The 22,455-nt window shown below is 39.9% G+C and carries 22 protein-coding genes; 9 read left to right on the top strand and 13 right to left on the bottom strand.

Translation table 11 applies throughout. From position 1 onward, the window contains the following. Positions 1-89: 89 nt before the first annotated feature. Genes FKV42_RS13255 through FKV42_RS13245 form a run of 3 tightly spaced genes read left to right on the top strand, consistent with a single transcriptional unit; the run spans position 90 to position 3,050 of the window. A complete protein-coding gene (locus FKV42_RS13255) occupies positions 90-1,202 on the top strand; it encodes an iron ABC transporter substrate-binding protein (protein ID WP_230375719.1) in 1,113 nt (370 codons plus the stop codon). Between the two features lie 28 nt (positions 1,203-1,230). Continuing rightward, positions 1,231-2,301: a FecCD family ABC transporter permease gene (locus tag FKV42_RS13250; RefSeq protein WP_154810774.1), complete on the top strand. Its 1,071-nt coding sequence runs from the start codon at positions 1,231-1,233 to the stop codon at positions 2,299-2,301. Further along, positions 2,298-3,050, top strand: a complete 753-nt coding sequence (locus FKV42_RS13245) for an ABC transporter ATP-binding protein (RefSeq protein ID WP_154810773.1) — start codon at positions 2,298-2,300, stop codon at positions 3,048-3,050. The genes FKV42_RS13250 and FKV42_RS13245 overlap by 4 nt, the downstream gene beginning before the upstream one ends. Before the next feature lie 320 nt (positions 3,051-3,370). Here FKV42_RS13245 and FKV42_RS13240 read toward each other — a convergent pair whose 3' ends face one another. Continuing rightward, entirely contained in the window at positions 3,371-3,544 is a 174-nt protein-coding gene (locus tag FKV42_RS13240; RefSeq protein WP_154810772.1) for a hypothetical protein, read from the bottom strand. 103 nt (positions 3,545-3,647) lie between these two features. Between FKV42_RS13240 and FKV42_RS13235 the strand changes: the two genes are divergently transcribed. Continuing rightward, on the top strand, positions 3,648-4,025 hold the full coding sequence (locus tag FKV42_RS13235; protein ID WP_154810912.1) for a winged helix-turn-helix transcriptional regulator: 378 nt from the start codon (positions 3,648-3,650) through the stop codon (positions 4,023-4,025). 131 nt (positions 4,026-4,156) lie between these two features. Here the strand turns inward: FKV42_RS13235 and FKV42_RS13230 are convergent, their stop codons facing one another. From FKV42_RS13230 to FKV42_RS13220, 3 genes are read right to left on the bottom strand one after another with little or no spacing between them, the layout of a single operon-like run. Further along, on the bottom strand, positions 4,157-8,170 hold the full coding sequence (locus FKV42_RS13230; protein ID WP_154810771.1) for an acyl-CoA dehydratase activase: 4,014 nt from the start codon (positions 8,168-8,170) through the stop codon (positions 4,157-4,159). Then, the gene (locus FKV42_RS13225) at positions 8,167-9,222 is read right to left on the bottom strand and encodes a FecCD family ABC transporter permease (RefSeq protein WP_154810770.1); all 1,056 of its coding nucleotides are present in this window, start codon (positions 9,220-9,222) and stop codon (positions 8,167-8,169) included. The genes FKV42_RS13230 and FKV42_RS13225 overlap by 4 nt, the downstream gene beginning before the upstream one ends. A gap of 25 nt (positions 9,223-9,247) precedes the next feature. Then, positions 9,248-10,465 carry an iron ABC transporter substrate-binding protein gene (locus tag FKV42_RS13220; protein ID WP_154810769.1) on the bottom strand — a complete coding sequence of 406 codons (1,218 nt, stop codon included), beginning with the start codon at positions 10,463-10,465 and terminating at the stop codon, positions 9,248-9,250. A gap of 203 nt (positions 10,466-10,668) precedes the next feature. Between FKV42_RS13220 and FKV42_RS13215 the strand changes: the two genes are divergently transcribed. Beyond that, complete coding sequence (locus tag FKV42_RS13215) at positions 10,669-11,370, top strand: HAD family hydrolase (RefSeq protein WP_230375718.1); 702 nt, start codon at positions 10,669-10,671, stop codon at positions 11,368-11,370. Positions 11,371-11,431: 61 nt separating this feature from the next. Continuing rightward, positions 11,432-12,292 carry a HEAT repeat domain-containing protein gene (locus FKV42_RS13210; RefSeq protein ID WP_154810768.1) on the top strand — a complete coding sequence of 287 codons (861 nt, stop codon included), beginning with the start codon at positions 11,432-11,434 and terminating at the stop codon, positions 12,290-12,292. A 62-nt stretch (positions 12,293-12,354) separates the two neighbouring features. Here FKV42_RS13210 and FKV42_RS13205 read toward each other — a convergent pair whose 3' ends face one another. The 7 genes from FKV42_RS13205 to FKV42_RS13175 all read right to left on the bottom strand — a co-directional run bounded on the left by FKV42_RS13205 (position 12,355) and on the right by FKV42_RS13175 (position 19,629). Further along, positions 12,355-14,265, bottom strand: coding sequence for a beta-CASP ribonuclease aCPSF1 (locus FKV42_RS13205; RefSeq protein WP_154810767.1), 1,911 nt, complete (start codon positions 14,263-14,265; stop codon positions 12,355-12,357). 101 nt (positions 14,266-14,366) lie between these two features. Continuing rightward, complete coding sequence (gene psmB / locus FKV42_RS13200) at positions 14,367-14,996, bottom strand: archaeal proteasome endopeptidase complex subunit beta (protein ID WP_154810766.1); 630 nt, start codon at positions 14,994-14,996, stop codon at positions 14,367-14,369. A 95-nt stretch (positions 14,997-15,091) separates the two neighbouring features. Beyond that, positions 15,092-15,610, bottom strand: coding sequence for an HDIG domain-containing metalloprotein (locus tag FKV42_RS13195; protein WP_154810765.1), 519 nt, complete (start codon positions 15,608-15,610; stop codon positions 15,092-15,094). Next, positions 15,607-16,104 carry a transcription factor gene (locus FKV42_RS13190; RefSeq protein WP_154810764.1) on the bottom strand — a complete coding sequence of 166 codons (498 nt, stop codon included), beginning with the start codon at positions 16,102-16,104 and terminating at the stop codon, positions 15,607-15,609. The genes FKV42_RS13195 and FKV42_RS13190 overlap by 4 nt, the downstream gene beginning before the upstream one ends. 108 nt (positions 16,105-16,212) lie before the next feature. Continuing rightward, positions 16,213-17,403 (bottom strand): ATP-grasp domain-containing protein, encoded by a 1,191-nt coding sequence (locus FKV42_RS13185; RefSeq protein WP_154810763.1) that lies wholly within the window; start codon positions 17,401-17,403, stop codon positions 16,213-16,215. Between the two features lie 16 nt (positions 17,404-17,419). Next, a complete protein-coding gene (locus tag FKV42_RS13180) occupies positions 17,420-18,484 on the bottom strand; it encodes a 60S ribosomal export protein NMD3 (RefSeq protein WP_230375717.1) in 1,065 nt (354 codons plus the stop codon). Between the two features lie 83 nt (positions 18,485-18,567). Next, complete coding sequence (locus tag FKV42_RS13175; RefSeq protein WP_154810761.1) at positions 18,568-19,629, bottom strand: DUF362 domain-containing protein; 1,062 nt, start codon at positions 19,627-19,629, stop codon at positions 18,568-18,570. A 333-nt stretch (positions 19,630-19,962) separates the two neighbouring features. On the opposite strand from FKV42_RS13175, the gene FKV42_RS13170 reads away from it, so the two are divergent. From FKV42_RS13170 to FKV42_RS13160, 3 genes are read left to right on the top strand one after another with little or no spacing between them, the layout of a single operon-like run. Continuing rightward, positions 19,963-20,124, top strand: a complete 162-nt coding sequence (locus FKV42_RS13170; RefSeq protein WP_154810760.1) for a hypothetical protein — start codon at positions 19,963-19,965, stop codon at positions 20,122-20,124. Positions 20,125-20,172: 48 nt separating this feature from the next. After that, positions 20,173-20,340 carry a hypothetical protein gene (locus FKV42_RS13165; RefSeq protein ID WP_154810759.1) on the top strand — a complete coding sequence of 56 codons (168 nt, stop codon included), beginning with the start codon at positions 20,173-20,175 and terminating at the stop codon, positions 20,338-20,340. Then, the gene (locus FKV42_RS13160; protein ID WP_154810758.1) at positions 20,337-20,510 is read left to right on the top strand and encodes a hypothetical protein; all 174 of its coding nucleotides are present in this window, start codon (positions 20,337-20,339) and stop codon (positions 20,508-20,510) included. Before FKV42_RS13165 ends, FKV42_RS13160 begins: the two co-directional genes overlap by 4 nt. Positions 20,511-20,535: 25 nt before the next feature. On the opposite strand, the gene FKV42_RS13155 is transcribed toward FKV42_RS13160, so the two are convergent. Together FKV42_RS13155 and acsC are read right to left on the bottom strand one after the other, a co-directional pair. Beyond that, positions 20,536-20,883: a hypothetical protein gene (locus tag FKV42_RS13155; RefSeq protein WP_154810757.1), complete on the bottom strand. Its 348-nt coding sequence runs from the start codon at positions 20,881-20,883 to the stop codon at positions 20,536-20,538. 161 nt (positions 20,884-21,044) lie between these two features. Continuing rightward, the gene (gene acsC, locus FKV42_RS13150; RefSeq protein WP_154810756.1) at positions 21,045-22,454 is read right to left on the bottom strand and encodes an acetyl-CoA decarbonylase/synthase complex subunit gamma; all 1,410 of its coding nucleotides are present in this window, start codon (positions 22,452-22,454) and stop codon (positions 21,045-21,047) included. Between the last annotated feature and the right edge of the window lies 1 nt (position 22,455).

Raw genomic sequence — 22,455 nt, 5'->3', positions numbered from 1 at the left:
TTTAACATTTATTATTTTGGAGAACAAAAATGAAAGGAAATAAGAATCAATTTATGATTTTTTTATTTGCGTTAGTAGCAATCTCAATTTTGATATCTGGTTGCACTGACACATCTACATCGCAAAACATACAGACACAAGAAGAAGCTGCAACAGTTATAATTACAGATGCTCTTGGAAGAGAAGTGGAAATTCCTGAAAACACGGAGCACGTGATCTGCTCGGGAGCCGGTGCTCTCAGACTTCTTACTTACCTTGAAGCTCAAGACATGATAGTAGGCATTGAAAGAGCAGAAACAACAAGTACAGCCTCCGATGCAAAGCCATATTCACTTGCAAATCCACAGTTTGCCACAAATTATGCAATATTTGGTGAAACCAGAGGTCAGGATGACCCTGAAAAGATACTTTCACTTAATCCACTACCGGATGTTATAATCAAGACATATTCTGCAGTGGGCTATGACCCAGTAGAACTTCAGGAAAAGACAGGTATTCCTGTTGTTGTAATCAATACAGGAGATCTTGCTGAGAACAGAGAGGATCTGGACGCAAGTTTCAGAATAATTGGACAGGTCGTTGGCAAGGAAGAACGTGCTGAAGAAGTAATTGCATTCTTTGATGAAGCACTGAATGATCTGAACTCACGCACAGAAGATATTGCTGATGAAGATAAGCCAACATGTTACGTAGGAGGAATTGGACGTGCAGGGGGACCACAGGGATTCCAGTCAACTGAACCAACATATCCGCCATTCCTTTTCACCAACGCACTAAATGTTGCATACGGTGATAAAGACATCAATGTTGCAGATGTTTCCAAGGAAAAAATCATCGAGTGGGATCCGGACTATTTATTCCTTGACCTGAATACAATTGAATGTGGTGAAGAGAGAAGTGGACTTAGCCTGCTTCAGAATGATGATTCATATGCCCTGCTTTCAGCAGTGGAGAATGGAAATGTGTATGGAGTTCTACCATTCAATAAATACGCAACCAATTTCGGTTCAGTGCTTGCAGACTCTTACTTCGTAGGCCAGACACTCTATCCTGACAAATATGAGGATGTTGACCTTGAAAGTAAGACCATAGAAATATACACATTCCTTGTATGTCAGGGTGATGACGAACAGGGCAAAGAGATCTACGAATCCATGATCAATTCTTATGGAATCCCTGCATTCACCAAGCTAGACATATAATCTGAAATAAAAGAAATTGGTGAAAGGAATGGACACTATACAGGGTGACATTGCACGAAGGTATAAAGAGCACACCGGCAGGAAAATTACCTATATCCTGTCAGGAGTTGCTTTTTTATTTTTAGTACTTATAATGTCGATCTCACTGGGTCCGGTAGACATTCCTCCTCTGGAAGTATTACAAACACTTACAGGGGAGACTGTTTCAATACGCTGGAATAGTATTATCTGGGACATACGTCTTCCCCAGGTACTCACTGCCATTGTAGCCGGTGCAGGTCTATCTGTAGCCGGTGTTGTGATGCAGTCTATCCTCAGGAACCCTTTGGGATCACCTTTCACATTAGGAATATCAAATGCTGCGGCCTTTGGGGCAGCTTTTTCGGTAATGGTGCTGGGAACAGGTGCAACACATACCAATGTTGGTAGTGCTGTCACCATTAGCAATCCTTACATCACTACAGTTGTAGCATTTGCATTTTCCCTTTTAGTGACTTTGATAATACTTGCATTTTCCAGATTCAGGGGAGTATCACCGGAAGTTATGATTCTGGTAGGCGTGGCAATGGGTTCTCTTTTTACGGCAGGAACTATGATGTTACAGTATTTTGCCGATGACACACAGCTTGCATCAATAGTATTCTGGACCTTTGGGGATGTTTCAAGAGCAAGCTGGAGTGAGCTGGCTCTTATCACTGCAATCGTCGTTTTATCTATAATTTATTTCACAATCAATCGGTGGAAATATAATGCTATAGATGCCGGGGATGAAACTGCAAAGGGACTTGGTGTCAATGTTGAACAGGTGCGAATGAGAGGAATGTTGTGTGCTTCCCTTGTAACAGCTATAATAGTTGCATTCCTTGGTGTCATAGGTTTTGTGGGACTCATATGTCCGCATATGGCTCGAAGGATAGTAGGAGATGATCATCGTTTCCTAATAATAGGAAGTGTTGTCATTGGTTCATTACTCCTGCTCAGTGCTGATACTGCTGCAAGGATGATGATAGAACCTTATCAGTTGCCAGTTGCTGTGCTGACTTCTTTTTTGGGTGCACCTACATTTATTTATCTTATTTTAGGAGCGAGAAGAATATGATACTTGAAGTGGACGGAGTGGAATTCCAGTATAAGAGTAAGGAAGTATTGAAAGAGATCAAGTTTGAGCTGAAAAGGAACGAAATTCTCTCAATTCTCGGACCAAACGGTGTTGGAAAAACCACACTGCTCAAATGCATGAATGCAATCCTAAAACCAAAAAGAGGAACTGTACTTATAGAAGATGAGGACGTTCTTAAACTTGAGCAGATAGAGATTGCAAGACGACTAGGTTATGTTCCACAGCGCTGCGAGCCTGCAAGACTTACAGCCTTTGATGCTATCCTGCTTGGAAGAATGCCACACATCAAATGGAACATATCAACCGAGGATGTAATGATAGTTGAAGATACCATCAAGAAACTAAATCTTGATGACATGGCATTAAGATACATAGATGAACTCAGCGGTGGAGAACTTCAGAAAGTTGGTATTGCTAGAGCAATTGCACAGAACCCAAAGCTTCTTCTGCTGGATGAACCAACAAGCAGTCTTGATCTGAAGAACCAGTTGGAGATTCTTGATACAGTAAGGGAAGTTGTCAAAAAAGAGAATGTATCGGCAATTATGACAATGCATGACCTGAACCTTGCTTTCAGGTACTCAGATAAGTTCCTGTTCTTAAAGAATGGAACTATCTTTGCTGCAGGAAGCATGGATGATATAACTCCCGATATAATCAGGGAAGTATACGGAGTACCTGTGACAATTCAGAATTACCAGAATGTCTCAGTTGTAATTCCGGTATAAAGTATGGGAAATCCTGAATATTGATATCATCATTCTCATTGGCAGACAGGTCCATCCTCTTATCAAACCGGCAGGTCTGATATTACGTTTTCCTCATGTATAGTCTACAGCGATTACTGTCACCCATATATGGAGGAATATTCGTGAGAATAACAATTATACAGATTGTAGAAGGAGCGTGGGAATGAAATGAAACAAGGTGGTTGAATCGATTATTAATTTGCGCTTCGATACCTACCTTTTCCAAATGTAATAGAAAAGTAAATTTAAAGAGAGATGGGGAAATATTCAAAAATCCCTATTCTCTGTATCTTTTGTATTTATTCACCTTTAATTTCTGCTAGCTTCTCATTCACAATGGCAAGTTCATTTTCAAGTTTGGTCTTATATTCTTCCAGATTCCCGTGCTTTGAATGCCCACATTTACAGTTGCAAGTTGAAGAATGTTCATGATGCATTTCACTTTTATGATGTTCATTTTGTTCACAACACATACTTATCACCATTTACTTTAGGTTACATACTAACTATCAATTGAAAAGTATTTAACGTGTCAAGTTTATATGAATATAGGCAGTAATGGAAAAGGAATCAACTATGAAGAAAGAAAGTAATGGACATTGTAAAAATGTTAACTGTGCAAATAAGGGAGGAGAAGAAATTTGTTTGTGTCCTCTTGATGGTGTTATCAACGTAATCAGCAAAAAATGGGCATTGATGATCATCTCCATCATTGGAAACCACAAAAAAATAAGATTCAATGAAATAATGGATAATTTAGGAGACATAAGTCCGAAAACATTAGCAGATAGATTAAAGGAACTGGAGAAATTTGGACTGATCGAAAGAGAAGCTTTTGCAGAAATTCCTCCTAGAGTAGAGTATTCACTAACAAAAGACGGGATTGAAGTCCGGGATGCAATGATACCTTTGATGGAATGGGCATTCAAAAAAGAAGCAGAAAAAAGGGAATAATCAAAGTTTATTTTTCACATTTATGATAATAAGAACAGATCTCTTTTTCTCTTGAAAAATAGCCTTCAAAAAAGCAGAATATTGGAAAGAAGTTGATGTTCTCCCTCTTCCCTTACTTATTATTCACCAATTCAAAGGTAATGCAGGAAAGTCTCAATCCTCACATCATCGTTCTCATTGGCATTACCGTCAAACGTTAAGTTTAGAATAGGTCTTTTTTTATCGTGATCCGTCTCTTTTTGGTTCTGAACTGCATTCAGCAAAATTCCCGTATTCTCATACATGGATGCAACTGTAATTATTGCATCAATGCTATTGAGTTCACCAAGTATCTTTGCTTTCCTGTATCTTCCAAATGCTCCGGCATAATATCCCAGACTGTTATCAGCTCTTTCTACTAGTCCATTGATTTTTTCATCAAACGGACTGCAATCTGATAAGCACTTATTGATCTCTGAAATATAATCACTGAACATTTCAAGTTTCAGGAGCATGCTGTTCTTATTGTCTGTTGCACACTGGTCAATGTGGTCTCTCCATAAAAGCCACATATATTCACTGAAAGGAGCATACATAACACAATAACCCTTTGATTCAATATCCTTGAGAACATTATTGTTCAAAACATCATTGAATAGGATCATTGATTCCCCGATAGCAAGTATTGATTTTTTGAACGATTCTGGCTTGAATTCAGATGATATCTCATTTGAGATTGCCTTCAATGCTTCGATATTCAGTGAATAATTTCTGATCATTTCTTTGATATCTTGTAGGTAAGTTTCCCTTTTATCAGAAGCTGCTGTCCTGATTATATCTCCTGCAAGCAGTATAAGGAATACAGATTCCTGGGCTTCCTTTTCCTGATAAACAAGATCTTCCACGTAAGGTGAAATAATTCCTATGTTTGCAAGTCCCTCTTCATCCAGTATGGTTCTGACAAAACGGTTATATTGTCCATCCAGTTCAGCGCCTTCGGCTTGTGGAATTAGCAAGAACTTCTGCTCAGCGCTTGTCTCTCTTATTCCAGGGATACTCAGTATATCTCCTGCCAGAGCAGCCATTGAGAAATACTCGTTGGTAACGGTATGTTTTCTTCCCTCGTCTATGGTTTTTGTACTTGTTTCCGGAATTACTTTCATGTTTCTTCTTCCAGAACGTCTCATTAATTCACAGAAAAGCTCTGAGTAAGGATACATGTTTTGAATATAGATATCTGCATCTTCCGGTACACATGATATCTCGGTCTCAATTTTTCCATGTGGAATGAATGATGCTATTTTGCTTTCATCAAGTGTTGCTTTTGAATCAATACTGTTAATGAAAGCTTCAAGTCGTGTTATCACACCAACATCAGATGAATGTTCATCAACTTCAATATTGAGGAATGGCTTTCCTCCCATTAATTCCCTGAAATAATGTGAGAAAACTGTGTCAGGTCCGCAGCCATGGTGAGTGAGCAGTACTGCATGCATATTAGGATGTTCCCGGACAATTTTTGCTGATTCCAGGATATGCAGGCCAAAAGGCCAGAACATGTTGGGATGCTCTTCTGAGATGTCATTCTCAGGAAGATTATTGAATGAAAGAACTTTGTATCCCATCTCTTCAAGTCTTTCTGGAATTCCAAGGTTCAGGATCGGGTCCACAACACCGTAGATCTTTGACACAAGAACAATAGCTTTTTCATCATCCCTGAGCTCTTTGATAGTATTCTGTCTTTCCTTTTTCCTTTCCTCACGCATCTTTTCTGACTTCTTGTAGGATTTCTGCCTTGCCATCTTTATTTCCTCGGGACTCTTCCCAAGCTGAAGCCCAAGTGACATGTAGCTCTCATCCATGAATTCATCCCCGAAACTTTGTGCTACTGTGGGAGAAAGCAATTTAATTCCTTTACTATCAAGTTCCATTGCCTGATCAACCAGCTTTGAAGCAAGCTGCATGTAAGGACAACCAAAGCTCCTGCGACTGGGTGACCTCGGATGAGCTGATGTGTAAAGGCTGGGGAAAAAGATATAATCAACATTTTTGTTGACTAGCTCTGCAACATGTCCGTTTATGAGTTTCACCGGATAGCAGGTTTCTTCTATAGCATTATCCTGTCCCAGTCTTATGGTATCTTCAGTTGTAGGACTGGACAGCATTATATTAAAGCCAAGTTCTTTGAAGAAAATATTATAGCGGGAGAACATTCCTCCATAATTAAAAAGGGCTCTCGGGACACCAATGGTCTTTTTGTTCTCATCCATGCTTGCATCATGACCTGCAAATGAGAACTTGTTCATCCTCTTCTTGAATTCTGATCCCTTTCCGGCTTTTCTCTCCGGCTTTTCAGGTTTGGTAAATTGAATATCTGACTTATCAATATAGAATCCTTTAAATGAGGAATCAACCTGCTTCATTCCTTCTTTAGATAGAACGGCTGCACCATAGGCTCCTGTCACACTGAAAAACGGAGGTATTATTATTTCTTTTCCAGTCAGTGATCTGAATGCGTTTATTATTCCCTGATTATATGCTATTCCACCCTGCAGGAAGATCTTATCGCCTATTTTTTTCTGGCCAACTACCCTGTTCAGGTAGTTTTTGACTATGGAATAGCAAAGTCCTGATGAGATGTCCTCTATTTTCGCGCCTTTAGCCAGATGTGTTGCAATACTTGTTTCGATAAAAACAGTACACCTTTCTCCGAGATATGCTGGATCAGTACCTTCCATGGCTAAATCCCCGAGAGAATCTATGGGAATATCAAACTTGCTGGCCTGCTCTTCGACAAATGATCCTGTTCCTGCAGCACAGACTTTGTTCATCTGGAAATCAGTGACCATGCCGTTGTTTATGCTTATGTATTTTGAATCCTGTCCACCGATTTCAAAGACCGTATCTACAAAATCATCTATTGTTGATGCGGCTTTTGCCTGGGCTGTGATTTCATCTTTTATGACATCTGCACCAACCATATTTGCGATCATGTATCTGCCGGAGCCGGTTGTGCCAGCACCTGCTATTTGTACACTGTCTCCAAATTCGTGTCCCAGATCTGCAAGACCATCCATTACTGCTCTGGCAGGATCACCTCGTGTTCTCAGATATCTGTAAGCTACAATGTCATTATTTTCGTTGATTAATACCAGATTGGTACTGGTGGACCCTACATCGATTCCAAGATAGCAGTTTGTTTTTTGTCCATTAATATTCGTAATTGGTTCACAGACATGTTTTCCATCTGTATCTCCCCTACCAAAAGGACAAAGTGCAGACAACTTTATGCCCTTTACTGTTTCTGCAGGTTTTTCATCTGATGATTCAAGTTTATTCAGTAATTTTTGAATATCTATTTTCAGAGCCTGTTCCTTTGCCAGCACAGCAGCACCAATTGAAACTACATTACCACACTTTTCAGGGATAATTAACTCATCTTCACTTAGCTTAAGGATGTTTCTCATTGCATCTACAATAGCTTCGTTGTAAGCAACTCCACCTGCAAAGAGAACGGGTTTTTTGATCGGGAGTTTCTTAATTACTGATGCCTTGTAGTTTCTGACAAGTGCATAGGCAAGTCCCTGTAAAATACTCTCAACAGGTACACCTTCCTGCTGATGATGAATTATGTCCGTTTTAGCAAAAACACTGCATCGGCCTGCAATTCGGGGGATTTCTTTTCTTTTTGCAGCACAGGCAGAATAGTCTTCAATGCTCATATTTAGTCTTGAAACCTGTTCCTCAAGGAAAGAGCCAGTACCTGCTGAGCAATTAGAGTTTGCTGAAATCTCGATTGATGACTTGTCCTTATTATCAAATCCAGTTATGTATCTGGAAGTTTCACCGCCAATCTCTATTATGGACCGGACATTTTCATTCAATACCAAGCTTCCTTCGATGAGGGATGCAGCATTGTTTACATGATTCTGTTTATGTTCTGTGCTTAATATCCCGCCTTCACTGCCTGTTACTGCACCTATTGTAATGTTGGAAGCATCATAGTTCTGTAAAAGCTCTGAAAGCATTTTTTTCAAACATTCTCTGGTTTTCCCTTTGTGAATTAGATAGTCTGTATGAACAATGTTATTAGATTCATCGATAAGTGCAATTTTGATAGATGAATAACCAATGTCAATTCCAATACTATAATCAGGTTTTTTCATCTCATTCTCCTCCCATTCAATATAAGGTAGATAAATGCAGGTGCTCCCAAAAATGATGTTAACACTGCAACCGGAAGCTGGTAAGGTTGTATTATTACTCTGGCAACTGTGTCAGCAGTGAGCAGCAATAAAGAGCCTGCTACGATACTGCCTATCAAAAGAAATCGATGGTCATCTCCTATAAGGCGGCGTGCCATGTGAGGACAGATGAGTCCTACAAAACCAATAATTCCAAGAAAAGCAACTGTTGTGGCTGTCACAAGGGATGCACACATCATTCCCCTGAGTCTTACTTTATCCACATCCACTCCAAGACCTTTTGCAGTATCATCGCCTGCATCTATGGCATTGTATTTCCAGCGGTTCAATGTAAAATATATGCTTGCAACAATAACAACTGCAGTGACTAGTCCAAGTTCACTCCAGCTAGCTCTGGCGGTGTCTCCAAATGTCCAGAAAACAATGCCTGCAAGTTGAGTCTCATCTGCAAAGTATTGCAGGAACATTGTCCCGGCTGAAAATAGTGAACCCAATGCTACACCCACCAGTATCATTGTTTCTGATGTGTTGCCTCTGATTCTGGCAAACATCAGGATAACAAAAGTAACAAGCATTGCGGATAAGAATGCAGCAATGGTTGTTATGTAGGGATTATTTATGTTTATGCCTGTTTTGGTGGTGTTTCCAGTACTCAGGAGTATAATCGCAACTGCCGCTCCAAAGGCGGCAGCATTTGAAATTCCTAATGTAAAAGGGGAACCGAGTGGGTTGCGAAGAATCGATTGCATCACCACTCCAGTTATAGCCAATCCGGCGCCTGCTACAATAGCTGTAAGTATTTGCGGGAGGCGTATGTTCCAGACTATACTGTCAAAGGTTGTTGAAACACTATGCCCTGCAAGTGTACTTACTACGTCTGTCACTGGAATAGGCACAGTGCCTATTCCTATTGCAATCACTGCAATCCCTATGACCAGTGCCAGGCCTGCTGTTATATACGTTGCTTTCCTGCCGGTATGTTCTTTGTATTGATCGGCTATGTCCCCTTGCACAAGTTCACCTCTCACTGTTTTTTATTTAATCAAATTCTAAACTTGTGAATACAGGTGTACTGGAAATGGTCAACATGGTCTCATAGACTGACATTCCTTTCTCCACGTCACCTTCACAGACCAGGAATCCGTATATCTCTGCTGCCTTATCTTCCAGCACAATATCTTCAAACTCATCAGGGTAGAGGATTGTTCCTGTATAGTATGAATCTACAAGAGCTGTGTCAGGGTTGTGAGAATAGAACTTGTAAGGCAGCATTCCATACACTTTTTCATTCTGAACTGCTGAAAGCTGGTTTAAGGATACATCATTTTCAAGCTGATATGGTGCGTAGTTCTCACCCTCGAACTGGCTTGGTCTGAGTTCAATGAAGATGACCTCAGGGGCCCATATCAATATGCTTTCCTTTGAGACCTTTGCAACTTTGGGAGCAGCCGGGTCGTAGGCTACATTCTTAGCGTTAATGAAGTATAATGGAGGATAGTAGGAGTCTGTACTCATTAGATCATATGAGCCTGCTGATCCTACGCCACCAGCATAACATGTTATCTTTTGCGCATCAGATACATCTTCAGTACGTTCATTAAGATCGGCTATGGTTGCATCCATGAAGGATATAACTTCTTCTGCTCTGTCCTCTTTCCCCATCACTTCACCCATGATGCGCAATATTTGGTACATGTCTTCCCTGTTTTGGACCATATCTCCTTCTTTAAGTGCTATGACAGGAATGCCTGTCTTGTCCTGAAGTTCATCCGGATCATAGCCATTGGTGGTATACATTGTGAAAATAACTTCTGGCTGTGGGTCAAGGGACACTATCACTTCCAGGTTCTCACTTCCGGATTGACCGAATGTTGGGTATCCCTCAAAATAGGAATTTGCAATAGCATATGCTTTACCAACTGATACTTTGTCCTCGGTGCTGTCAAGTGCAACGATTTTATCCTGTGCTTGTAAATATGTAAGATATCTTGTGCCGCCAGCACCTGAACATATGACTGATTCGGGGTTCTTTGGTACTTCCACTACCCTGCCAAGAGAATCTGTTACAGTTATTGTCTCTTTTTCAGTTACATCTTCAGTTGTTGTTTCAGTTACGGTTTCTGCTTCAGTTACTGCTTCTTCCTGTGGCTGAATACTCTGTGATGTTGATGATTCGTCCACACAGCCTGAAACAAAAGCTGAAACTATGATTAATGCGATTAATAATGGTACTAGAATTTTTTTACTTTCACTCATGTTAGTACTCCTATTCAAAATAGATAGGTTTAGTACAATTATAGGCTATATATGTGTTTCTAAATGATAACAGTAGTAAGAGAATTAGTTTTATATGTAATTCTTATTCAGAATGGCATATATAACTCGTTTCAAAATAATCAAAAAAACAATAATATGTTAAATAATGAGAATCTGAATCGTCAAAATTAACGATATAAACAATGGAAACATCCACAATGTTTATCAAAAAACACCTTAAAGAAAGACCCATGTTCAAGGGAATCATTTTTGACTCTGACGGAGTTCTGGTTAACTCAATGCCATATCATGCAAAAGCATGGGTGGAAGTTTTTGCAGAATATGATATTGAAGTTACAGAAGAAGAAATATATGAGATCGAAGGCTCAAACCATGTTGGAGTCATCAACATCTTTTTTGGCAGGGCTGGAAGGACACCGGAATCTGGAATATATACTGAAATACTGGAAAAGAAAAGAGCACACTTTCTTGAAAATAACCGTGCTGAAGCTTTTGAAGGTATGTATGAATGTCTCAGTTCCTTGAAAGATGATTTCAAACTGGCTGTCGCATCAGGTGCCGACAGGACAATTGTTACATCACTTATGAATAAATTCTATCCCGGAATATTTGATATCATTATCTCAGGAGAAGACGTTGAAAATGGCAAACCTGATCCTGAACCATATGAAAAGGCTATTGAAAAGTTAGGTCTGCGAAAGGAAGAATGTCTTGTTGTGGAGAATGCACCTCTTGGAGTTGAATCCGCTAAGAATGCAGGCGTATTTTGTGTTGGAATTCCAACTTATCTTGATGAAAAAAAGCTTCATGAAGCAGATATTGTTGTTAAGAACCATGCTGAACTTATTGATTACCTGACAGATTTGAGTGACAATATTGCCTAATTGAAAAAATAAAATGTGTTGCTCAAAAAATGTAAATAGTTTACATGTTTTATATTCCTACATGAAATATTATCCTACCATATTGATTCTGGGCACTCTGTTGGTAATATTGTCCGGCTGCATTGAAGACAGTTCCATGGACTCCCTTATTAATGATCTGGATCATGAAAATGAGAGTATCAGGAATGCTGCAATGGAGAGTCTTTCAGGAATTGGTGATGATGATACAGTGTCATCCCTGATGCAGGTGACCAATAATAATAGCAATACAGTCGAAAAAAGGAAAAATGCAATCAAAGTCCTTGGAACGATTGGTAATGACCATGCATCTGAACTTTTGCTTAACATTTCTCTGGACGAAAAAGAAGAGAAAACAGTAAGGATGTCATCAATACTTGCTCTTGGTGAGATTGGCAACGAGACCATGCTCATGCCTCTTGGAAATCTGAGTTATGCCGATGATGGACTTATTCTGTACCATGCTGCATATGTCCTTGATCAAATAGAAGAAAATAAAGAAGATGTTTATGCAAGCTATGGAAAACTTCCATACCCTTTGAGTGAAGAACAAAGAGTCTACAGGAATAATTTAAGTGAATTACATGAGATAGTCGATAAAAATTTACCTGTAATAGAAAATGCCACCACTATGTTTAGTGGATACAATATTAAAAGTGGGTACATAGAGATTGCAAGTGACATTGAACCTGAATCTTCTGAGATGAATGAAATTTACAAAATTTATGACACTGAAGCAAGAAAAATAGGTATCAATCAGGTACCTGTAAGGTTTGTTCAGTGTGAATCAATCTCCTTATTAGAATACTGGTACAATGTATCAGATTTTGATATCAGCATCACATATGTGTATACATGGTCAGATGATGATGACGATGTCAAAAGCCAGATATTTATCCCCTAATTTAAGTTAAAAAACATGTCTAATTAGATTCAATACCCATATTTTGAAAAAAGAGTGTACGGTTAGACCAACCGTACTGTTTCAAGATTAGTAAGTGCTTTTGTCTCCATCTTGTTCTTCTTGTGGATAGAACTTGCAAGGTCTATGCATGAACGCTCATCACCATGTTCGGTGAATACCCTTTCGGGACGTGGCTTCATCTTCTGGATGTAAGACATCAGTTGTCTCCTGTCTGAGTGACCTGAGAAACCATCAACAACCTCAACATTCATGTTCATTTTAACAACATGAGTACCATCTCTTGTTGAGAGTGGGATTTCCTTCCATCCTTTCTGTATCCTTCTACCAAGGGTTCCGTCAGCCTGGTAACCTACGAAAACAAGTGTGTTGTTCTCATTCTCAGCAAACGCCTTGAAATACTCGATAACCGGACCTGCATTCATCATACCGGATGTGGAGAGTATCACACATGGATGTGGCTCTTCAATGATCTTCTGACGAAGTTCATTAGAATCAACCGGCTTGAAGCATTCTGAAAGGAAAGGGTTCTGTCCTTTCTGGAAAATGAGCTTACGCAGATCGTTATTAAGATACTCAGGGTAGGTTGCGTGAATCGCAGTTGCTTCCCAGATCATACCATCCAGATAAACAGGAACATTTGGTATGATTCCCTTACGTATTGCATCCTCAAGAACAATCATTACTTCCTGGCTCCTTCCTACTGCAAAAGCAGGGATAAGAACAATTCCATCATTCTTCAGAGTTGAAGTGACAATGTTCTGCAGGTTCTTTTCAGCTTCCTGAAGTGATGGCTGTGTTGCATTGGAATTTCCATATGTGGATTCCATGATAACACTTTCAACACGCGGGAACTTGTTAACTGCAGCATCGAAGAGTCTTGTCTTCTCATACTTGAAGTCACCTGTGACAACAACATTGTGAAGACCATCTCCAATATGGAAATGTGATACTGCGGAACCAAGAATGTGTCCTGCATTGTGGAATGTAAGTTTGATATCAGGAGCGATGTCAGTTACTTCCTCATAATCAAGAACAATTGTGTGTTTCAGCCCTTCCCTGACATCTGCTGAAGCGTAAGGAGGCCTCTTGCCTTCCTTTGCAGCTACATCAATGTAGTCAAGCTGCAACAGTGCCATAAGATCCCTTGTTGGAGGTGTACAATAAATTGGTCCTTCAAATCCATACTTGTAAAGAAGTGGCACAAGACCCTGGTGGTCAAGGTGAGCATGTGTCAGTACCACAGCATCGATCTGGTTGATAGGGAATGCTTCAGGTACATAGAGATAAGGAGTCATGTTGTCATCAGAACCTACATTGACACCACAATCGATCATTATGCGTGATTCGGGAGTTGAGATGATAAAACAGCTTCTTCCTACTTCCTTTGCGCCACCAAGGGAAGTTACCCTTACCCACTCGTCTTTTGAAGTGCATCCCCTGTGGATCTTTCTTCCAACTGATTTGAGGATGTCCTTTCTTTCTTTATGATTAGTACGCATGAACTCACGTATGTTCTGAACAGTACGTGATTTAATAGGTGGTGTCCTCACAACTTTTGGGGTCCAGCCTATCTTTTTAGTTATCTCCCTTAATGTCTCGCCGTGTTTTCCTATTACAAGACCTGGTTTCTCTGCTTCGATGATAACCTCACCGACATCAGGATCAAAGTGATAATTAGAAACACCTGACTCATCCGGGACGGTCTGCAATATTTTATCAATTGATTCCTCAGGAGGAATCAACACTTTTGGATCGGGACGTACAACAATACGTGTCCTTAGTGCTTTTGCCAGATTCCTGACAATATTACCGTTATCTGCAAACTTTTTAGGCTCTTCTGTATAAACAACTAGCTGGGGGCCTTCAAACTCAACACTAGAAATAGTAGTACCGCTAGGTAGTTTTTCTTCTATTTTCTTCTTCAAATCAGATAGTACTTCTTCTACCGCCATTAAAACAGCCTTCCTTATAAAAAAGTGAAAAATGATATAGTTAAAAAAACTATATTTAAAATATTAGTTAAATGAGAAATTAAATGATTGTCGAACCTATTTTAGAATTCTTCCCTCATTTTCTTAACTTCTTCCATATCAAGTCTTGTGTATTTATCCTCTGTAATTACAACAACGTCAATGTTCTCACCGGATGCAGAGTCCCTCTTCATTGCATTGTGAAGTGCTCTTACAGCCAGTTCAACACCTTCTTCCGTGGACATATTCTCTCTGTATCTGTCCTCAAGTACACCATATGCAAAAGGAGAACCTGAACCTGTAGATACAGCCTTTGTTTCTTCTATACTTCCACCAAGGGCATCAAGTGAATAAATTGAAGGTCCGGTCTTGTCATATCCTCCAACAAGAAGCTGTACCATCAAAGGATAGTACCTCTGTCCACTAAGCATGTTGGATAAGAGTGTTGTGAGACCTTTAATGGTCATGGACTCCTTACGTCTCATTTTGTACAACTTAGACTCAACACTCATGACCCTGACGATCTGCTGTGCGTCTCCCACAGAGCCTGCAATGGTCATTGCGACCTTTTCATCAATCTGGTATACCTTCTTTGCAGTTTTACTTGCAATGAAATTCCCCATTGTTGCACGCTGTTCGGTTGCAAGAACAACACCGTCTTTGCAAACTATCCCTACAGTGGTTGTACCTTTGTAATGTTTATCATTAACCATTAATATACCTCATACAAAAATGAGAAAATAAATTTGAAAAATGCGCTATGCATGATAATGCATCAGTTACCCATTAGCAATTTTTATATTTATATTTATCCCTTGCCAGGTATAAATCCAATTTCCTCAGCAAGTGCCTTCACACGGTCGATGCTCCCCTTGCCGATGCCTTTCTTTTCCATTTTATGGATCCTCTTTTCAATTGATATTCTTTCAGTACCCACTAAAAGGTTATCAGCATGGGCCACGATCTTCTGCTCCAGAGTCACAGGAATATAATCATTGTCAGGAAGATGCAATTCTCTTGCTTCATCCCGCGTTATTCCTGCACCAATATGTCTTTTAATTAGTTCCTGAATTCCAGGTTCAAGACCATAAGACTTTGCCAGCTCTACACCAAGAATTGCATGATCAATCCCATGGCTTTGAGCTCTGCCAAGATCGTGAAGAAGACCACCTATTTCCACAAGATCTATATCAACATCTTTTCCCTGGGATTTTATCCCGGCTGCTATTTCCTTAGCAAGATCAGAAACTGCAATGCAATGAGCTATAACTTTTTTATTGCAACCTGATTCGGTCAGGATATTAAGAGCAGCCTCACGGGAGATCATTTTTCTTTGTCAAGGAATGCAAGACGCTTTTCTATCTTTTCGATAAATCCTGCGTTGTCATCATACATCATATCCTCACCACAGTAAGGACAGAGGAATTCACATTCAGTAGCTTCATTGAAGTTCATGCGAATACAGCCTTCAGGACAGGCATAGAAAACATTTTCCTCTTCGAACTTAACCCTGGTCCTGAGGTTCTTTACAAGTCTTTTCTTCTCTTTAAGAAGCTGAGGTCCTATGTCGGTCATATCAAGTGTCCAGAGGTAAGTAAGCCACCCACTACTGGAATCACGCTCACGCCTGCATATTGCAAGCTTATGCTCATTAAGGATAAAAAGAGTTCTTCGGACTATGTTCAAAAGAATACCAGTGGCTTCCGCAATCTGTTCATCGGTAACCTCTCCCTCAGGCATATTCTCTATCATCTGTAATCCGTCTTCACCTACCAGCCGAACGAGATAACCTCTGACAACCAGATCATTCAAATCTATCAAAAAATTTCACCTCATGATATGCATGTTTAATGCAATTTACTTAAATATTAACCTTTGCTTGCAAATTCTGTCCGATATAAACATCAAGTACCAGTTTGAGCTTATTACTCAGGATTCAAGTAAATTCAATGATTCACGTATAAACATGACGCTATCTTTCATCCCGCAGATGACCTCTTCACGATCATTTCCAGAACAAAGTACAGATATAATAGGTTCATACGGCCCGATAACCTGACCAGTAACCGGAACATCACATACGTTCATTTCAAGCAACATATCCCGGACAGCTTCAGTCATTACCATTTTCCTGTCTGAATATAAAATACATCGCCCAGCATATTTATTTGCACTGCCATTTTCTTTTTCACTTTCAATTTCAGCAGGCACGTCAATAATTCCTTCAAAAGCCTTCAGATGTGAATCCAGAAGATTGATATCAGTTGCCATTTCAACAGAATCAAGACTTCCCTGAAAACGTGCATTCACTTCGATAACAACAGGTCCGCTTTCGGTAATTATAAAATCAATACCATTTGAACCGACAAGTCCCAGCTCAAGTATCAGGTTTTCGGCAATAAGCTTCATTTCAGAAGCGTACGGATTCTCAAAAGGAGTTATGTTACCACAATATGCAAACGGCATTCCAGTAAGCCAGGTTGTTCCAATAAGCTGCTCATTAACAGCAATTGCAACAGCCCTGTCCTTTGTAGACAAAACCGAAACACTTGCAGGAATTCCTTCAACAAATTCCTGTGCTATAATTTTACTCTTACCCGGTGGCATTCCTGCTTCTTTCAACTTATTTCCCAGTTGCAAAAGATCTTCCGGGCTTTCAACTTTCATGTTGAATATCCCTCCACCTGAACAAGCAGGTTTTACCATTACCGGAAACTCCAGCATTCCAATATCATGAAGAAGTACGGTTTCAGGATGTGCTATCCTTCTTTTTTTCAGAAAGATCGAAAATAAGTGTTTGTCGGATACCTCTGACATTATCCGAGGATCATTTCCGAGAATCCAATATGGAAGTCTTTCAAGCCCTATTGTCTCAAAACCCGAACCGGGGATAATAGCGTCAAAATCCACACCAAATCCTTCAATCAGCTCTGTGACCTCATTCAGGCTTATTTTGCTTGCATCAAAACTTTCACCAATATCCAGTTTTGAAAAAGCTTTTGCACATTGTTGCAGGTCATAATCGCAAAAAGCATCAATGGCATACATGTTGTATCCGGCCCTTGAGCCGGAAAAAACGATATTACGGGTGCTAAAACCAATCACAAGTATGTTTTTCATAATCCCACAAACCAGATCATGAAATGTCGGCAATAGCAAGAAGACCTTTTTCAGTCTTGACAACTGGGATTTCGGTACCGGGCTCTGCAGAGAACATTACGGGTTTCTTGACTGTTACCGTTTCATAAGTATCAGGATCAAGTACCATCAAATCTTCATTTTCTATTGCAACCAGCATTGTTTTTGGAAGGTCCTTTCTCTTTGTAATTAGTGTTGCCCCCTGTACATCATCGGGAGTAGCTGTAAAACGAGCTCCGGTTTCAACATCCATACCAGTCACATTTTTAGAGAACTTTCTTATCTCGATGATCCTTCCCTTGTATTCAATAATATCCTGTGGCATAAATTCAGGAAGCCTCAGGGAGAAAGTTATACGATATACATCCTTTCCATCTTTTCTTCCCTGTAAAGATGCAGACTCGGTGAAAGTGCCACCTAAACGGGAATTTATTTCCTTGCAGATATGTCTTGCAGCATTGGAAGAACCTACATAAAGATCGGTTCCTTCCTTGATCTCAAGAGAACTGGATATAAAAGCAAGCCTATCGCCTTTATTTACAAGCCTTTCAAGAACAGTATTAGCTATATTGATGCATTCCTGTTTCTCTTCATCATCCGGAATACGATTTGTAGCGCGTATCTGTATGATAGCCTCAAAATATCCGCCGGATATGCGACTGCACATATCACACGACTCACGGACCACACGAACTTCAGTTTCAAGTTCCTGATGGAATATCTCATCAAGTAACAAAGCATCAACTTCAATGTGTACCTTATACAAATATGGAGTCTGGGCCCTGGGCTCAATATATAGCTCTATATCCTCGGCCATCTCATGCACAAAAAGAGCATCTTCTGCTGTGTGGATCACTATCTCTTCAAGGCTTCCATGGTCAACCCATTTGTTTTTTACATTACGAGCACCGCATGTAGCACACATCTTTGCATGCAACACAGGTGCTATTTCAGCAAGAGTGAAATTCTCCAGAAAACACTCCTTACAACGACCCTGAAACAGTTTTGTCGTTGGCTTTCCGCATTTAGGACATACGGTATTATTCATCGGCTCTGATACCATGCTTAGTTAGATATTGTTTTCGCTCAAATATAATTATATTCTATCATATTTCAGTGAAGCCGCCCCAGCATCCTGAGTTCAAATCATTTACGTATCAATTCATAATTCATGCTTCCAGCACCAATTTTGTCAGCATATTCCAGATGTATCATAGGGTCAATTCCCCATACATTGCTGACACAGCCTTTGCCATCATGTTTCATCCTTTCATTAACAAGATCAAGGCTGGCTTTATCAAGAGCTACCGGATCTTTAGATGCAGTAATTCCAACATCACCGGCAAATGCGGGAGATGAGAAATTAAAGCAATCACATCCCGGAGTGAGATCAAATATCCAGTTAATATATCCTATTTTTTCAGGAAGAACTTTGACAGGACCAAAAGCTGCTTCACCAAGTCTTTCCTGCATTCTTACCGGGGAATCTGCAGGAGGAACGATTGCACCAAAATTGCAACTGGCAAAACATGCTAATTCACCACGACATAAGTCATGATCAACAATTGCTTTTCCTTCTACTACAGAAAGTGCATCCCATGGACATACTTTTACACATTTCTTGCAGCCTACACATTTATCTGTGTCAATAGAGGGTCTTGCTACCTCATGGACCACAGTCTTTCCCGCTTTATCCAGACATCCCATTCCTAAGTTCTTAACAGCAGCACCAAATCCTGATGCAGGATGTCCTTTACAATGAGATATCACAATCATAGAATCTGCGCCTGCTATTGCAGATGCAACTGTAATACTGTCAATCACTTCCCCACCTATATCAACAGAAACAGAATCATCACCATGGATACCATCAGCACAGATAAATGGAGCACCCATAGTGCCTAGAGTAAAACCATTAGTAGCAGCCGTATTAAGAACATCTACACCGTTGAACCTCTTACTGGGATAAAGTACAGTAGTATCAGTAATAAAGGGAATACCTCCTGCTTCTTTAACGAGATCCACCACAGTTTTTATGATCACCGGACGAACATAAGTCGTGTTCCCTAGTTCTCCCGGATGTATTTTTATGGCAACTATGTCACCTTCGGAAACTGGCGATATTGCCGGAAAAAGGTCAGTTATCTGATCAATCTGGGTGTTCATCGGACCGATGTCCTCTGCGGCTTTGAAAAAGACTTGACTCATGAATAATTCTCCATATATGATTTGCCATCTCACTATTTATACATGATTCAATTATGTGAACTGACCAATTATTTTATATATGAGATCCCATAATAATAAATATATTAAATATGTGTTGATTATAATCTGATGATAATTCCGATACAGATGCAATACAAATAATAAAATACCCACAAAAAGCAATCAATCGAATTTAAAATGATATCATCATGATAACTACCCATAAAACTATTATCTATATAGATTCTGCAAATGTAAATATATTACATGCATCTTGTATATATTATTGAATGGAGTATTAAAGCTTGAGAGAAGAAAAAAGGAGAGAAATTAATGAGAAATATAAAAAAGTGTGTGGAAATGTATACAAATAATACAAATGATACATCCGAAACCAGTCTCAAGCTAATAAAAAACGGCCAATATAGAAACAATATGGATGAAGAAGATCTGGAGTTTGCACGTTTCATGATAGGTGGAATGGGTGCAAAATAAAAGCAGAAATATCGGCATAGAATTGCCAACCTTAAGTGTGGGAGAAACATGAAAAAAGAAGAAAATCTGTGTTGTGAATTTTGCAATACAGAACTTAAAAGACAGCTGATAGGATCTAATGTATTCTACTACTGTAAGGATTGCGGAAGAATTACTTCCGCAAAGGATCTTGTTACTATTAGAATAAATGATGACGGAGTAAAAGCATGTGTATGATAGAGGAACTTGGATATTCTGAGGATAATAAAAAAATCTATTGTGAAAGCTGCATTATTTTCCAGAAAACAGGAAAATGCGAATTCCTGAATTATCTTGAATCAAAAATAACTGCAGACGTTAACAATGAATTTTTTCAGGAAATATTAATCGATGAATGCGGTTTTTAACGCAAAATTAAACCGCAGCCATTTATTATTCTATGAACCAGTCCACGTAAGCAAGCAGATCTTTTTTATTCCAGTTATCAAGCTTCTGGGGACTATCTTTCCGGGCTCCGCCAAAGACATCTGCTTTTTGAGAATCATCAAGAACATGGACTTTGTATTGGCCATCTTCACTATTGCGTATAAAATAACCAGGACTCATTGACTCTGATTTTTTCCACATGCTAATTTTAGAATAATCCCACAAGCTGTTTGCCCATTCTGCCATCTTTTCAATGTGCTCATCTTTGACATCCTTAATGTCGCCCATAATGACACAATGCATCCCGTCACGTGTAAGTTCGATGCTGTTGTGAGTTCTTACGATCAAATCCATTTTATCCCAGATAAACGATATTCAAATAATATAATAATTTTTTGTTCCAAAATACGACGTTTTAAAATAAATTAAAAGACCGAATGAACAAGTAAAAAAGATAAAAGATGATGCTATGAAAAAATCATAGCATCTTAATTCTTAATCTTAGAATTATAGTTTTATTTCTTCTGTGGTGGCCAGTTCTTTTCCATCCAGCCAGGGATCCTACCGGAGTCTGCAGGACCTACCATGACATTACAACCTGTTGCATCTTCCACGTCACCCTGCAGACGTGCTGAAAGTCCGGGGATAACGATGGTGTTGTGGGTCGTGTCCTTCTTCATGTCAAAGCCTGAATCCTCAATTCCCTTCTTGATCTTCTCGGCGGTAAGCTGTCCACCGGCTACTGCAGCCTCTACACCGATACCATCGGTATCAATTGCCCAGAGGAAACAGTCGATCTTGTTGGATGCGATATCACTCTCTACTGTGTAGTATGTAAGAGCGAAGTTGGTTGTGACGAGTACTGGTGAATCTGCAGTTGGCTCTCCTACCTTGTACATACCCGGATCCACTGTGACCGGCTTTCTTGGGTCAGTGTAAATTGTGTCACGGATGTGCAGTTCAGGCAGCATTGCATATGGCTCTGTGCTGTGGAGGATCATTATGTCACCGTACTTGATGGTGAATACTGAAGCAACCACTGTTTCCCAGTAAGATGCACTTACAGGGTCATCGTGTGCCATCCAGGCTGTGAATGGAACTGCCATAATTGGATAAGCGATCTCACGGTCACCGTCAATTCCAGCCCTGCGGACCTTGATGAAGTTTGTAAAGGTCTGTTTGAGCTGTTTGCCGGTCGGGAATGTTCCCGGATCGAGTACAAGTTTCTCGGTACCCATTTCTGCAAAGGTCTTTGCCAGTGTCTTGAGCATGTCAAGGTCATCTGGTGCAAAGAGTGTTACAGGTACATCATACTCAAGTGCGAGTTCTCCGACTTCCTTCCAGTTGTCCTTGTTTGCTGCATAGAGCAACGGGTTCCTGTCCTTTGAGACTTCAAGACCGGCCTTCAGGACTGCAGGGTCGAATGAACAGAGGATCAGTGGAAGATCTGTTGTTTCCATGACCTTCTTTACTGCTGCTGCAAACTTTGCAGGGTCGCCTGATGTGCAGCGTACTGCGATCATATCCACGGTGAGGAAGTTTCCTACATAGAACTTCTTGAAGTCCTGGATGTAGTTTACTCTCTCGACAAGATCCTTCTCATCCATTGTGTCAGATACATCGTATGCGAACTGTGTCTGGTTAAAGAATGTAAGTTTGTGCCTGTAGAGAACATCATCTCCACCAATCTTTGCTATCTTGTCACCGACACCAATTTCGACTTCCCTGATCTCAGGTGCAAGAAGTGCGTCAAGCTCTTCGTACTTCTTCTTGAATTTTGCTTCAAGGATTGGCTTACAGTCGGTCAGTTTGTGTGACCTGTCAATAAGGTGTGCTGCAAAAGCCATACATGTAGCTTCACCACATTCACCACAGTTTGTGGCTGGCAGGAATTTGTAAGCTTCCAGTGGACTGTTAATTTTCATT

This window comes from Methanolobus vulcani (assembly GCF_006546655.1).
GTDB classification, from domain to species: Archaea; Halobacteriota; Methanosarcinia; order Methanosarcinales; family Methanosarcinaceae; genus Methanolobus; species Methanolobus vulcani_A.
The sequence above is the reverse complement of the archived record's forward strand: the minus strand, read 5'-3'. Positions and strand labels throughout refer to the sequence as shown.